The following is a 12,783-nucleotide window of genomic DNA, read 5'->3' on the forward strand; positions in this document are numbered from 1 at the left end:
CAGCGGTTTCGTTAGCGTTATCAGACCTTAGCGATCGAAATTGTCGATCGTCAACGCGCGACAATCGTCGACGCCGTCGATGCCCAGGACCCGGGTATAGAAGGCGCGCTCGGACTCGATCGCGGTACGAATATTGTCGGCATCACGAAATCCGTGCCGTTCCTCGGCAAACTCTACGTAGGCCACCGCCACGCCGCGTTCGCGCAGCGCGGCGGCCATGGTTTCGGCCTGGTCCGGGGGTACGACCTTGTCCTTGAGCCCCTGCAAGAACAACACCGGGCAGGACAGGCGTTCCGCGTGCGCCAGCGGCGAGCGCTCTGTCAGCAGTGCCTCGTCGGCGCCGATCAGCCGATGCAGGTAGCGGGATTCAAATTTATGCGTCGAGGCCATCAGACGGCGCAGGTCGCCGATGCCGTAATAGCTCGCGCCGGCGGCGGCCACGTCGGTGAAGGTGAGCACACACAGCACCGTATAGCCGCCCGCGCTGCTGCCGGAAATGAGCACGCGCTCGCCGTCGACCCGGTCCATCTCGGTCAGATGGCGCGCGCCGTATTCGCAGTCGGCGACGTCGGCCACGCCCCAGGCATCGGTCAGCTTTTGACGATAGGCACGACCGTACCCCGTACTGCCACGATAGTTGACGTCCAGCAGCGCATAGCCGCGCGACGTCCAGTACTGGATACGCGCATCCAGCGCGGTGCTGGTCGCCCCGGTCGGGCCGCCGTGGCATTTGAGAATCAACGGCGGGCGTTCGTTTTCGGGGCCACGATAGGCGTGGCTTGCCGGCGCATAGTACAGCCCGTGCGCCGTATCACCGCTGGCGGTCGGCCAGCTGATCGGTTCCGGGGCCGACAGGGCGGCAGTAGCCGGCAGGCCGTCGGTTGCCCGCAGCACCCGCGGCGTGCCGTCGTGCTGGATGGCTACCAGCTGTTTCGGCGTGCGTGCGTCGGCGGCCACCACGACCACGGCGTCGCCGATGGACTGCAGCTGTTCGTAGAAATCCCAGGCCAGCGGCCAGGGCAAGAACGTGCCGCTGTTCTGATCGACCTCGCCGATCTGCCACAGGCCGTCGGCGGTGGCCATGGCAATGAGCCGGCCGTCGTCGGTGAAGGTATAGGTACTCTGGCCGAACACCCATTGCGGCACGCCGAATTCCGCGCGCTCGCGGGTGACTGCCTCGAAGCCGTCCTGGCCAGGGCGCTCGCGATAGATATTCCACCACTCGTTATCGTCGCAAACGATATGCAGCCGCCCGTTCGGGGCGAAACGCGGGCCGAACAACGAGGCATCGGCCGGCGCCCATAGGCAGCGCGCCGCACCGGGCATGCCTTGATCCGCGATCTCGGCCTGCCAGAGTTCGGTGGCATCCCAGGGCATATCGGGATGATTCCAGGCCAGCCAGACCAGGCGCTCGCCGCGCGGACACAGCCGCGGGCTGGCATAGAAATCGTGGCCCTCGGCGACGACGTGCCGTGCGCCCTCGGCAGTGACGCGTTCGATCGTCGCCTTCGGCTCCCCGCCCTCGACCGGAGTTTCGGCGACCACGAAGAGTCGATCGCGGCGCGCGTCGTATTGCAGATCGGCAAAGCGCACGTCGTCGTCGGTCGCCGTGACGGCCTCGATCGTACCGTCGGCATCCCGCCGATAGATCGCCTGATCGGCCGCGTTGACGAACCAGACGGTATGCGCATGCACGGTAAACGCCGCGCCGCCGTATTCGTGGACCGCGCTGCGCGCACTCAACGGCGCATCAAGCAGCGACACGGCCTCGCCGCTGTCGTCGAGGCGCATGATCGTATTGCGCCCGGCCTCGTCGGGACGGCTTTCGATCCAGTAAAGAGTGGGCGTATCGGCGCCCCTGTCCACGCAAACATCGCTGAGTTTACGGCCTGCCGCGGCGACATGATCGGCCGTGATGGCCGACGGCCAGCTGCCATAGGGGCGGATTTCGCGTTCTGTGCTTTCCTGCGTGTTCGTCATGACAACGCCTTTTTCAAAGATCAGTCCAGGATTCGTCGATTGCATGCGTGGGCCGTGCATTGGCATCGAAACCCCGCTCGTGAAATGCAACCGAGCCGTCAGCGCGGCGTTTGATCACCGTGGAGGCGCGCGTGCCGTAGTAGTCGCTGCGAATGAAAAGCGGGGATAAAAAACGCTCGCGTTCGGCGCCGACGCCGGTATCCGGCAAGGCCTCGATGGCTGCGGCGTCCGTATCGGCCAACAGCTCGAACAACGCGCCGGCATCCAGATCGTCGTGTTCGATGCGCCCACGCAGCCGCGACTGCGCGGCCTCGGTCTTGGGCCAGTGATCGCCCCAACAGCCGTTGGAAATGGCATGCACGCCCGGTCGCAGCTCCAGATGACGCACCGCGCCGCGATTGGATACGAACCACAGGCTCGTTCGATCGCCGACCAGCAAATTGAATGGCCCGAAGGCATCGCCCTCGGCATGCATGCGCGCAGCCCAGTCGCCGGCATCGGTTTGTGCCGCGAAATAATCACGCACCAGCAGACCACGCGAACGCGCCTCGGCCGGCTTCGACGCCTCGCGAACGTTGGTCACCGCCGCGAAGCGCCCGTGCCGATCGGCCGCACACCACGCGCCGCCGGCCTGCAGATCGCGCCCGCCGAATGCTTCGGCTGGCTGTTGCCACCAGTGGGCGGCCTCGGTCGGGCGGGCATGAAACTCGTCGCGATTGGCGGCCACGATCAGGTCCAGTTGTGGATGGGCGCGCCAGGCAAAGGCGATCAGACACATGCAGCAATCTCTCCTGCGCTGCGCGAAGCTGCTAAGCTTTTCGGCTGATTTTTCGGGTCAAAATCATGAGTGATAGCAACAGTACGCGGCATCATGTCGTCATCGTCGGCGGTGGTTTTGGCGGTCTGTTCGCCGCGCGCAAGCTCGGACGCAGCGGCTACGACGTCACGCTCGTGGATAAGCGCAATTTTCATACGTTTCAGCCTCTGCTGTATCAGGTCGCCGTCGGCATGCTCACCACCGGCGATGTATGTACGCCCCATCGCGTGACCCTGCGCCACAAGAAAAACATCCGCTCGCTGATGAGTACGGCCTACGATATCGACCCGGCAAAGCGTCTCATCTTCCATGAAAGCGGCGAGCTTTCCTACGACACGCTGATTGTGGCGACCGGCGTCAAACATGCCTATTTCGGCAACGACGAGTGGAGCGAGCACGCGCCCGGCCTGAAAACGGTGGAACACGCGCTGCGCATGCGGCGACGCATATTTCATGCGTTCGAGACCGCCGAGCTTACCAGCGACGCGGCCGAACGCGCGCCCTGGCTGAACTTCGTTGTGGTTGGCGCCGGCCCGACCGGCGTCGAACTCGCCGGGGCCATCGCCGAACTCGCGCATCGCATCATGGTGGAGGATTTTCGCAGCTTCGATCCACGTGAAACACGTATTCTGCTGGTCGAAGGGGCCGACCGCGTGCTGCCCGCCTATCCGGAAAAGCTCTCGCGCCAGGCCGAGACCATGCTGGAAGAACTGGGCGTCGAGGTGGTCACCGATACGCTCGTATCCTCGATCGACGAACAGGGCGTGACCATGAAAGGCCCGGACGGCGAAAAGACGCTGGCCGCGCGTACCGTGCTCTGGGCTGCCGGGGTGCGTGCTTCGGTATTCGGCGAAATACTGGCCGAACGTACCGGCGCCGAGCGAGCCAACGGTGGCCGACTGGTGGTGGATGCCAGCCTGACCCTGCCCGACTATCCGGATATTTTCGTGATCGGCGATCTCGCTGCGGTGACCGACCGCGCCGACAAGGCCGTGCCCGGCCTCGCACCGGCCGCTATCCAGCAGGGCGAATATGTCGCCAATCTCCTCAAGCGCCGTCGCCGCGGCAAGACCACCCCCGGCTTCAAGTACAAGGACAAGGGCAGCATGGCGGTGATCGGGCGCAACCGCGCGGTCGCCGATCTGCCGGGTTTCACCATCGCCGGCTTCAGCGCCTGGCTACTATGGGTATTGATACATATCTATGCGCTGATCGGCAGCGAGCGCCGGCTGCGGGTGATGGTGCAGTGGGTATGGAAATACTTCACCTGTCGCACCGGCGATCGGCTGATTACCGGCCGGCCGCCGAATACCCGCCGGTTGCATGAGACCCGCGGCCAGAAATCACGCTGAAGCCAGGCGCCGCGCGAGCCAGCAAGCCACTGCACGATCGCGCGGTCGATCAGACCGCTTCGGATTCCATGCCGAGTTCCTTGATCTTGCGCGTAAGCGTATTGCGGCCCCAGCCGAGCAGGCGTGCGGCCTCCTGACGGTGGCCGTCGGTACGCGCCAGGGCGGCGCGGATCATCACCCGTTCCAGGCTCGGGATCGCCTCGTCGAGCAGGTGGTCTGCGCCTTCGGACAGTCGTTGCTCGGCCCAGTGCGCGAGCTGATCGTCCCAGCGTTGCTCGCCTGCCTGCACGTAGCCGCCGCCGTTTTCGGACACGGGCGCAGACGGCGCTGGCTGTTGCGCGTCGGCGGGCTTTTCGTGCGCGACCGGTGTGGCCGCATTGGCGGCCGGCATGGCGCTGCCATCCCGCAATTCCTGCGGTAGATCCTCAAGTACCACCTCGCGGCCCGGGGCCATGACGGTCAGCCAGCGACACAGGTTTTCGAGCTGACGGACATTGCCCGCCCAATCCAGAGCGCTGAGAAACTGGCTGGCCTGCTTGCTCAGGCTCTTGAGCTCCATATCGAGCTCGCGCGCGGCCCGGCCGAGAAAGAACTCGAGCAGCAAGGGGATATCCTCACGGCGTTCGCGCAGCGGCGGCACGCGCAGGCGGATGACGTTCAGCCGATGGAAAAGATCCTCGCGAAAACGCCCCTTGCGAACCTCTTTTTCCAGCTCCTGATTCGTCGCGGCGATAATACGCACGTCTACCGATACCGGCGTGTGCCCGCCGACCCGGTAGAACTGGCCGTCCTGAAGAACGCGTAGCAGCCGGGTCTGCAGATCCGCCGGCATATCGCCGATTTCGTCGAGAAACAGGGTGCCGCCATGGGCCTGTTCGAAGCGCCCGCGCCGCTGTGCGGCGGCGCCGGTGAACGCGCCTTTTTCGTGGCCGAAGAACTCCGACTCCATCAGATCCTTGGGGATGGCGGCCGTGTTCACGGCAATGAACGGCCGGCTTGCCCGCGGGCTGTGCTCGTGCAGCGCATGGGCCACCAGTTCCTTGCCGGTGCCGGACTCGCCAGTGATCAGCACCGTGATATTGGAGGCCGATAATCGCCCGATGGCACGAAACACTTCCTGCATCGCCGGCGCTTCGCCGATGATGATCGATGCCTGCGGTCTGGCGGCTTCTCCTTCCGGCAGGTCTTCGCGTGCCAGGCGGGCGGCGCGGGTCACGAGCTCCACGGCTTCGTCGAGGTCGAAGGGTTTGGGCAGGTACTCGAAGGCGCCACCCCGATAAGCCGAGACCGCGCTGTCCAGATCGGAATGCGCGGTCATGATGATGATCGGCAGTTCCGGCTTGCGCGCATGCACGCGCTCGAGCAGATCCAGCCCGGAAATGCCGGGCATACGGATATCGGTCAGCAATACGTCCGGTGTCTGCTCTTCGAGCGCGTCGAGCAGTTCGGCGCCGCCGGGGAAGGTGACCACGTCGATATCGGCGCTCTTGAGCGCCCGTTCGAGCACCCAGCGAATGGATTCGTCATCGTCCACCACCCACGCCGAGAGCGTGCCTGTATTGCCTTTGCTCATCGCCAACTCACCTTGTTCTGGCTAATCATCGCCGGCCTCGAGGGGCAGGATGACGCTGAAAATGGTCTGCCCCGGGCGGCTTTCGCACTCGATCAACCCGTGGTGCAGATGAATGAGGTACTGGGCAATCGGCAGGCCCATGCCGGTACCCTCGGCGCGCGAACTGACCATGGGATGGAAAATGCGCGGCAGAAGCTCACGAGGAATGCCGGGCCCGTTGTCGATTACGTCCACGCGAGCCACCAGCCGGTGCTGGGTACCGCCAATCGTGAACAGGCGCTGCGTTCGGGTACGCAACAGGATTTCGCCGCTGCCGTCGAGCGCGGTCACGGCATTGCCCACCAGATTGAAAAGCGTCTGAATAAGCTGCTCTCGATCGGCCCTGATTTCCGGAATGCTGGGATCGAAATCGCGCTTGAGCTCCACGTTGGCGGGCAGATCGGAGCTGATCAGCGCCCGCACGTGTTCGAGCGGCTCATGAATATTGAGCGGCTGCTTGTTGGGCGGGCGTCTGGGCCCGAGCAGCCCATCCACCAGGTTCTGCAACCGGTCGGCTTCGCGAATGATGACGGTAGTGAACTCCTTGAGCCCGTCGTCGTCGATCTCGCGTTCGAGCAGCTGGGCGGCACCGCGCAGCCCGCCGAGCGGGTTCTTAATCTCGTGGGCCAGGCCGCGAATCATCTCCCGATTGGCCAGATTCTGAACCCGCATCTGATCGTCGCGCGATATGCGCAGCTGGCGATCGAGCGAAAGAAACTCCAGCAGCAGCGCCGAGGCGCCGTTACGGTCGGTGAACGGGGTGACCGTGCAGTCCACGGTGAGCGGATCACCGCCACCGGCGCGCAGATACAGTTCGCGTTCGGTAAAGGCTGCGCCCTTGTAAAGCGCCGATTCGAGCTTCTCGCGATGATCGGCCAGATAGGGCAACGCCCGATCGAACGGCTCGCTGCCGCAGTGACGCGCCGATACACCGAACAGCATTTCACTGGCGGTATTCAAATAGGTCACCCGCAGTCTGGCATCCAGACAGACCACGGCGGTCTTGAGGTTATCGAGGATGGTGTCGGGACGAACACCGATACTGTCGCGTGAGCTCATGAGGCAGCTGAAAGCAAGACTTGGGCCAGTGCCGACGTCCCGCGTAGTAGGACCACGACAGCGCTATTGCACCATCATAGTGCTATGCGCCTCGGCGTGCCCCTGTGACAGCAGGATCAATAACTCTGACCGCTCGGCTTAATCCAGGGTCGAGCGGATCGCGAACCAGTCTGCAGGCACCACAAGGCGCGGCGGGTCACCGGCGTAGGGCCAATCAACGCTAACGTCGATCGTCGCGTTGCCGTCCAGAAATTCGCCAGGCAAGGCGCGAGGCGAGATGTTTGGTGCGCCCGATGAACGACGGGCAACGCCACATGGCGGATTTTCGCAGGCAACCCGTCAGGAGGCGGGCCATTTATTTGCGATCTCGCATTGCAGCTGGCTCATATCCAAAGCGATACCAGGCTAACCGCGCACGACCTTGGCCAAAACTGGGCCGCGGCGCGGCGATTTCGTTGGCGTTGCCAGGACCTAGCTTGGCGGTGCCGCCATGCCGCCGCCGGTATTCAATCGTGGCGTGCTTGGGGCACCGCCCACGTTGCCCGCGGCAGGCGCGGCCGTCGTCGTACCGGGCGAATCACTCCCATTGCCGTCGCCGCTCGCGTTCGGGTTGCTGTTCAACGGCGAGATGGCCGACGGCGGCTTCATGTAGAAGGTGACGGGTTCGGTACGTCGCAGTTCGGTGCCCTGATACAGCAGGGCAGCGCTGAGCGTGTGCGTTCCACGGGGCACGTTGCCCAGCGACAGCTGGGTGTCGTCGGTCGGCGATTGCGGGATCGGACTGCCGTCGAGGTAGTAGGTGATCTGTTCGCCGTCGCGCAGTTCGGGCGAACCGCTGATTTCGACCGATACCGGTACGATGCCGCGGGCATCGCGGAAGGTCTGCTCGGGCTCGGGACTCACGAGCGTTGGCATGCGCGATTCGGCATTGGTCTTTCGCGAACGGGCGCGGTCCGAGGCGGCCTGAAGCTCCTGCAGGGCGTCGGGGTTGCCGTCCACCGTTTGCAGCCCCGGCAGGTTGGCCCGCTTCGCGCCCTGGCTCGTGGCGCTGTCGCTGTAATGGCGTACACCCTGGGCATCCACCCAGGTATAGATATCGGCCTGGGCCGTGCCGGCGGCGACCAGGGCGAGAAGCAACAGCGCGATGGAGGTTTTCATAACCTCAATCTAGCGCGAAGCGCAGACATAAAAAAGGGCGCGCCCGATAAAAGGACGCGCCCTGCCGGCCAGCGGCGCCGTGCGATCAAACGCACATGCCACGGCCTCCCCTGAAGCGGGGGTCCTGCCTTAGCAGGAGTAGTACATGTCGAACTCGGCCGGGTGCGTGCTCATCTTCATGCGCAGCACTTCTTCCATCTTGAGTTCGATATAGCCGTCGATCAGATCGTCGGTGAACACGTCACCCTTCTTGAGGAATTCGCGGTCTTCGTCGAGGGCCTTGAGCGCTTCTTCCAGCGACTGGGCCACGGTCGGAATCGCTTTTTCCTCTTCCGGCGGCAGATCGTAGAGATCCTTGTCCATGGCTTCGCCCGGATGGATCTTGTTCTGGATGCCGTCGAGGCCCGCCATCATCATCACCGCAAAGGCGAGATAGGGGTTGGCGGTCGGATCGGGGAAACGCACCTCGATACGACGTGCCTTCGGGCTGGAAACCCACGGAATACGGATCGAAGCGGAACGGTTGCGCGCCGAGTAGGCCAGTAGCACCGGCGCCTCGAAGCCCTTGACCAGACGCTTGTAGCTGTTCGTGGAGGCATTGGCAAAGGCGTTGATGGCCTTGGCATGCTTGATGATGCCGCCGATATAGAACAGCGCCTCTTCGGACAGGCCGCCGTACTCTTCACCGGAGAAGATGTTCTTGCCGTCCTTGGACAGCGACTGATGCACGTGCATACCGGAGCCGTTGTCGCCAACCAGGGGCTTGGGCATGAACGTCGCCGTGCGGCCGAAGCTGTGGGCGACGTTGTGCACGCAGTACTTGTAGATCAGCGTTTCGTCGGCCTTCTTGACCAGCGTGTTGAACAGCATGCCGATCTCGCCCTGGCCCGCGGTGCCCACTTCATGATGGTGCACTTCAACGGTCAGGCCCATTTCTTCCATGGCCAGACACATGGCCGAACGCATGTCCTGATGGGAATCGACCGGCGGGACCGGGAAGTAGCCGCCCTTGATACCCGGACGATGGCCCATGTTGCCTTCCGGATACTGCTTGGCGCTGTTCCAGTAGCCTTCTTCGGAGTCGATCGCGAAGCCGGCGCCCTTCATTTCGTTCTGCCAGGTCACCGAATCGAACACGAAGAACTCGGCTTCAGGGCCGAAATAGGCGGTGTCGGCGATGCCGGTCGAGGCCAGATAGGCTTCGGCACGCTTGGCGACGGTACGCGGGTCGCGCTCGTAGCCCATCATGGTGTTGGGTTCGAGTACGTCGCAGCGGATGATGACCGTGGGTTCTTCGAAGAACGGGTCCAGCACCGCCGTGCTGTCGTCGGGCATGAGCACCATGTCCGACTCGTTGATGCCTTTCCAGCCGTCGATCGACGAGCCGTCGAACATCTTGCCTTCTTCCATGAACTCTTCGTCGACGATATGCGCAGGCATCGTCACGTGTTGTTCCTTGCCGCGCGTATCGCAGAAGCGGAAGTCGACGAACTTCGCCTCGGTTTCCTTGATCAGCTTGAGCGCTTCGCTACTCGCCATTGATGACTCCTTGTATGTAGAACCCGTTCGAACTGTCTGGTGCAGAGCAACGAGGATAGCCACTATAAAGGCAGAATCCGTGCCACGTCATCTTTGCCTTTTTTCGGGTCAAGCAGCGCCATACCGCACCATTAAAGAGCAATGACAGCACTTAAATAGTGCGTAGAGGCTTTTCTGCACCGTTTTGACGCAGGGTCGGGCTAGACCATGAAAGAGGCCTGTTTCGTTATACTCCGCGCTCGAACACAGGACAGTTTGCATGGATTTCCAACAGCTCATTTTCCGGCTTCAGCAGTTCTGGGCCGAGCAGGGGTGTGCCATCGTGCAGCCCTTGGATATGCCCGTCGGTGCCGGTACGTTTCATCCGGCGACGTTCTTGCGCGCGATCGGCCCCGAGCCGTGGCGATCGGCCTACGTGCAACCTTCGCGTCGACCCACCGACGGCCGCTATGGCGACAACCCGAACCGGTTGCAGCACTACTATCAGTTCCAGGTACTGCTCAAGCCCTCGCCAAAGAATATTCAGTCGCTGTATCTGCAGTCTCTGGAAGCGCTCGGTCTGGATATGTCGATTCACGACGTGCGCTTCGTCGAGGATAACTGGGAGTCGCCCACGCTCGGCGCCTGGGGGCTGGGCTGGGAGATCTGGCTCAACGGCATGGAAATCACCCAGTTCACGTATTTCCAGCAGGCCGGCGGCCTGGATTGCCGTCCGGTGTCCGGCGAGATTACTTACGGGCTGGAGCGTATCGCCATGTACATCCAGAACGTGGAGAGCGTCTACGATCTGGTCTGGTCCGAATCGAGTGCGGGCACGCTTTACTACGGCGACGTGTTTCACCAGAACGAAGTCGAGCAATCACGCTACAACTTCGAATACGCCGACGTGGCTGCGCTGTTCACCCACTTCGATGCGCTGGAAGCCGAATGCCAGCGCCTGGTCGAAGCCGAGCTGGCGCTGCCCGCCTACGAACGCATGCTGGAGTGTTCCCATACCTTCAACCTGCTGGATGCCCGCCACGCGATCTCGGTAACCGAACGCCAGGGCTATATCCTGCGCGTGCGTACCCTAGCGCGCGCCTGTGCCCAGGCCTACTACGCCTCGCGTGAGGCGCTTGGCTTTCCGATGCTCAAGAACGACGACGAGGCCGCATGACCGCCGCTACGCTACTCATCGAAATCGGGGTGGAAGAACTGCCCCCCAAGGCCATGCGCACGCTTGCCGATGCCTTTGCCGAGGGTGTGACGAGCGCGCTGTCCGAAGCAGGGCTCGCACTGGGCGCCACGACCCGCTACGCCACCCCGCGCCGGCTGGCCGTGGCGATCGCGGAGGTCGCCGCGGCGACCGACCCGGTCGCGGTGGAAAAAGCCGGGCCGACGCTTGCCATCGCCTATGACGCGGCCGGCCAGCCCACCAAGGCCGCCGAAGGCTTTGCGCGCTCGCTGGGCACCACCGTGGACGCACTCGAACACGAAGACAGCGACAAGGGCGAACGCCTGGTCTATCGCGCGACCGAGCCGGGCAAGCCGATCGCAACGCTGGTACAGCCGGCGGTCGATCAGGCAATCAAGCGCCTGCCCATTCCCAAGCTGATGCGCTGGGGCGATAGTGAAGCCGCGTTCGTGCGCCCGGTGCACTGGGTCGTTGCCCTGCACGGCAGTGAGATCGTGCCGCTTAGCGTTTTCGAACAGAGCGCGGACCGCCAGACCTTCGGCCATCGCTTCCATCACCCGGATGCGGTCGAGCTCGCGTGCGCCGAAGACTATGCCCAGGCGTTGAACGACGCCTGGGTTGTGGTCGACCCGGACGTTCGCCGGCAGCGTATCGTCGAACAGGTAAAACAGGCCGCAGCCGATTTCGGCGGCCAGGCCCTGATCGACGATGGCCTGGTGGAAGAGGTCACCGCGCTCGTGGAATGGCCGGTGGGCATTGCCGGACGCTTCGACGAACGCTTCCTGGTGTTGCCGCGCGAGGTGCTCATCTCGACGCTGCAGGAACACCAGCGTTATTTCCCGATCGAGAACGAGGCCGGCGAACTGCTGGCCGGTTTCATTACCGTCGCCAATATCGAAAGCCGCGACGTCGCCCAGGTGATCGCCGGCAACGAGAGGGTCGTGCGCCCGCGTCTGTCCGACGCGCTGTTCTTCTGGGATCAGGATCGCCGCCAGGGCCTGGCGCACCATATCGACGGACTTGCCCGCGTGACCTTCCAGCAATCGCTGGGCTCGCTGGCCGACAAGAGTGCCCGTATCGCCAAGGCGGGCGAACGCCTGGTCGAGCCGACCGGCGCCTCGGCATCTGCCGTCAAGCGTGCGGCCGCGCTGGCCAAGGCCGACTTGTTGACCGAAATGGTCGGCGAATTCCCGGACCTGCAAGGCCTCATGGGTTTCTACTATGCCGAGGCCGACGGAGAGCCCACCGAGGTGGCGCTGGCAATCGCCGAACAGTATGCGCCAGCGCGTGCCGGCGCCGATATCGCTGGCACGCCGGCAGGGCGTGCGCTGGCGCTTGCCGACCGGCTGGATACCCTTAGCGGCATATTCGCCATCGGGCGTCGGCCGAGCGGCGACAAGGACCCCTTCGGGCTTCGTCGTGCAGCCCTGGGTGTTCTGCGAACCGTCATCGAGGCGGGCATCGTGCTCGACCTGCGCGCGGAGCTGGCAGCCGCACTGGCCAACCAACCGGTGAATGCTGAACCCGATACCCTGGATTCGCTGTGGATGTTCCACATGGAACGTCTGCGGGGCTACTACGCGGATCAGGGCATTGGCCCGGATCGCTTCGAGGCGCTCGCCAATCTGGGGATCACCGATCTGGTCGATTTCGACCGCCGTATCCGAGCGCTGGATACGTTCGGCCGCGAGAGCAGCGCCCAGACGGTATGCGGCGCCCACAAACGCATTCGCAATATCCTGCGGCGCAACGCCGATGAGGTGGAAGGCCGGGCCTTCGATACCGCCGCGCTCATCGAACCGACGGAACGCGATCTCGCAACCGCTTACGCTGCGCAGCGCGACGTGGTGGTCGAGGCAATGGATTCGAAAAACCCGACCGAGGCGTTGACCGCGCTGGCGGCGCTCGCAGCCCCGTTGGACGGTTTCTTCGATCAGGCCATGGTCATGGCCGACGACCCGTCGCTCAGGCAGAATCGACTGGCGCTGCTCAGCCTGCTGGACGAACTCTGCCGACAGGTCGCCGATATCTCCTGTCTCTCGCTCGAGCAGAGCGATTAGACTGGTCGGCAGACATTTGTCGGGCGATGCAT

The 12,783-nt window shown here is 63.7% G+C and carries 9 protein-coding genes; 3 read left to right on the forward strand and 6 right to left on the reverse strand.

Going from position 1 to position 12,783, the window contains the following annotated elements; genetic code table 11:
- Positions 1-27: 27 nt before the first annotated feature.
- Positions 28-1,980: an alpha/beta hydrolase family protein gene (locus tag C84B14_RS02590; protein WP_353221728.1), complete on the reverse strand. Its 1,953-nt coding sequence runs from the start codon at positions 1,978-1,980 to the stop codon at positions 28-30.
- A 13-nt stretch (positions 1,981-1,993) separates the two neighbouring features.
- Positions 1,994-2,758: an NRDE family protein gene (locus C84B14_RS02595; RefSeq protein ID WP_353221729.1), complete on the reverse strand. Its 765-nt coding sequence runs from the start codon at positions 2,756-2,758 to the stop codon at positions 1,994-1,996.
- 65 nt (positions 2,759-2,823) lie between these two features.
- Here C84B14_RS02595 and C84B14_RS02600 point away from each other — a divergent pair, with 65 nt between their 5' ends.
- Positions 2,824-4,149: an NAD(P)/FAD-dependent oxidoreductase gene (locus C84B14_RS02600; protein WP_353221730.1), complete on the forward strand. Its 1,326-nt coding sequence runs from the start codon at positions 2,824-2,826 to the stop codon at positions 4,147-4,149.
- Between the two features lie 49 nt (positions 4,150-4,198).
- On the opposite strand, the gene glnG is transcribed toward C84B14_RS02600, so the two are convergent.
- The 4 genes from glnG to glnA all read right to left on the reverse strand — a co-directional run bounded on the left by glnG (position 4,199) and on the right by glnA (position 9,517).
- Positions 4,199-5,722 (reverse strand): nitrogen regulation protein NR(I), encoded by a 1,524-nt coding sequence (glnG, locus tag C84B14_RS02605; RefSeq protein ID WP_353221731.1) that lies wholly within the window; start codon positions 5,720-5,722, stop codon positions 4,199-4,201.
- 21 nt (positions 5,723-5,743) lie between these two features.
- Entirely contained in the window at positions 5,744-6,820 is a 1,077-nt protein-coding gene (gene glnL / locus C84B14_RS02610; protein WP_348766470.1) for a nitrogen regulation protein NR(II), read from the reverse strand.
- Between the two features lie 471 nt (positions 6,821-7,291).
- Positions 7,292-7,978: a DUF4124 domain-containing protein gene (locus C84B14_RS02615; RefSeq protein WP_353221732.1), complete on the reverse strand. Its 687-nt coding sequence runs from the start codon at positions 7,976-7,978 to the stop codon at positions 7,292-7,294.
- Between the two features lie 129 nt (positions 7,979-8,107).
- The gene (gene glnA / locus C84B14_RS02620) at positions 8,108-9,517 is read right to left on the reverse strand and encodes a glutamate--ammonia ligase (protein ID WP_348766472.1); all 1,410 of its coding nucleotides are present in this window, start codon (positions 9,515-9,517) and stop codon (positions 8,108-8,110) included.
- Positions 9,518-9,776: 259 nt separating this feature from the next.
- Between glnA and glyQ the strand changes: the two genes are divergently transcribed.
- Positions 9,777-10,673, forward strand: a complete 897-nt coding sequence (gene glyQ / locus C84B14_RS02625; RefSeq protein ID WP_348766473.1) for a glycine--tRNA ligase subunit alpha — start codon at positions 9,777-9,779, stop codon at positions 10,671-10,673.
- A complete protein-coding gene (gene glyS / locus C84B14_RS02630) occupies positions 10,670-12,751 on the forward strand; it encodes a glycine--tRNA ligase subunit beta (protein WP_353221733.1) in 2,082 nt (693 codons plus the stop codon). The genes glyQ and glyS overlap by 4 nt, the downstream gene beginning before the upstream one ends.
- Positions 12,752-12,783: the final 32 nt, after the last annotated feature.

Source organism: Salinisphaera sp. C84B14 (genome assembly GCF_040361435.1).
Lineage (GTDB): Bacteria > Pseudomonadota > Gammaproteobacteria > Nevskiales > Salinisphaeraceae > Salinisphaera.

Bases quoted from the DNA above. Each gene is read 5' to 3' on its own strand.
- glnA (WP_348766472.1), bottom strand. From the start codon at position 9,517: ATGGCGAGTAGCGAAGCGCTCAAGCTGATCAAGGAAACCGAGGCGAAG.
- C84B14_RS02595 (WP_353221729.1), bottom strand. From the start codon at position 2,758: ATGTGTCTGATCGCCTTTGCCTGGCGCGCCCATCCACAACTGGACCTG.
- C84B14_RS02600 (WP_353221730.1), top strand. From the start codon at position 2,824: ATGAGTGATAGCAACAGTACGCGGCATCATGTCGTCATCGTCGGCGGT.
- glyQ (WP_348766473.1), top strand. From the start codon at position 9,777: ATGGATTTCCAACAGCTCATTTTCCGGCTTCAGCAGTTCTGGGCCGAG.
- C84B14_RS02590 (WP_353221728.1), bottom strand. From the start codon at position 1,980: ATGACGAACACGCAGGAAAGCACAGAACGCGAAATCCGCCCCTATGGC.
- glnL (WP_348766470.1), bottom strand. From the start codon at position 6,820: ATGAGCTCACGCGACAGTATCGGTGTTCGTCCCGACACCATCCTCGAT.
- glyS (WP_353221733.1), top strand. From the start codon at position 10,670: ATGACCGCCGCTACGCTACTCATCGAAATCGGGGTGGAAGAACTGCCC.
- C84B14_RS02615 (WP_353221732.1), bottom strand. From the start codon at position 7,978: ATGAAAACCTCCATCGCGCTGTTGCTTCTCGCCCTGGTCGCCGCCGGC.
- glnG (WP_353221731.1), bottom strand. From the start codon at position 5,722: ATGAGCAAAGGCAATACAGGCACGCTCTCGGCGTGGGTGGTGGACGAT.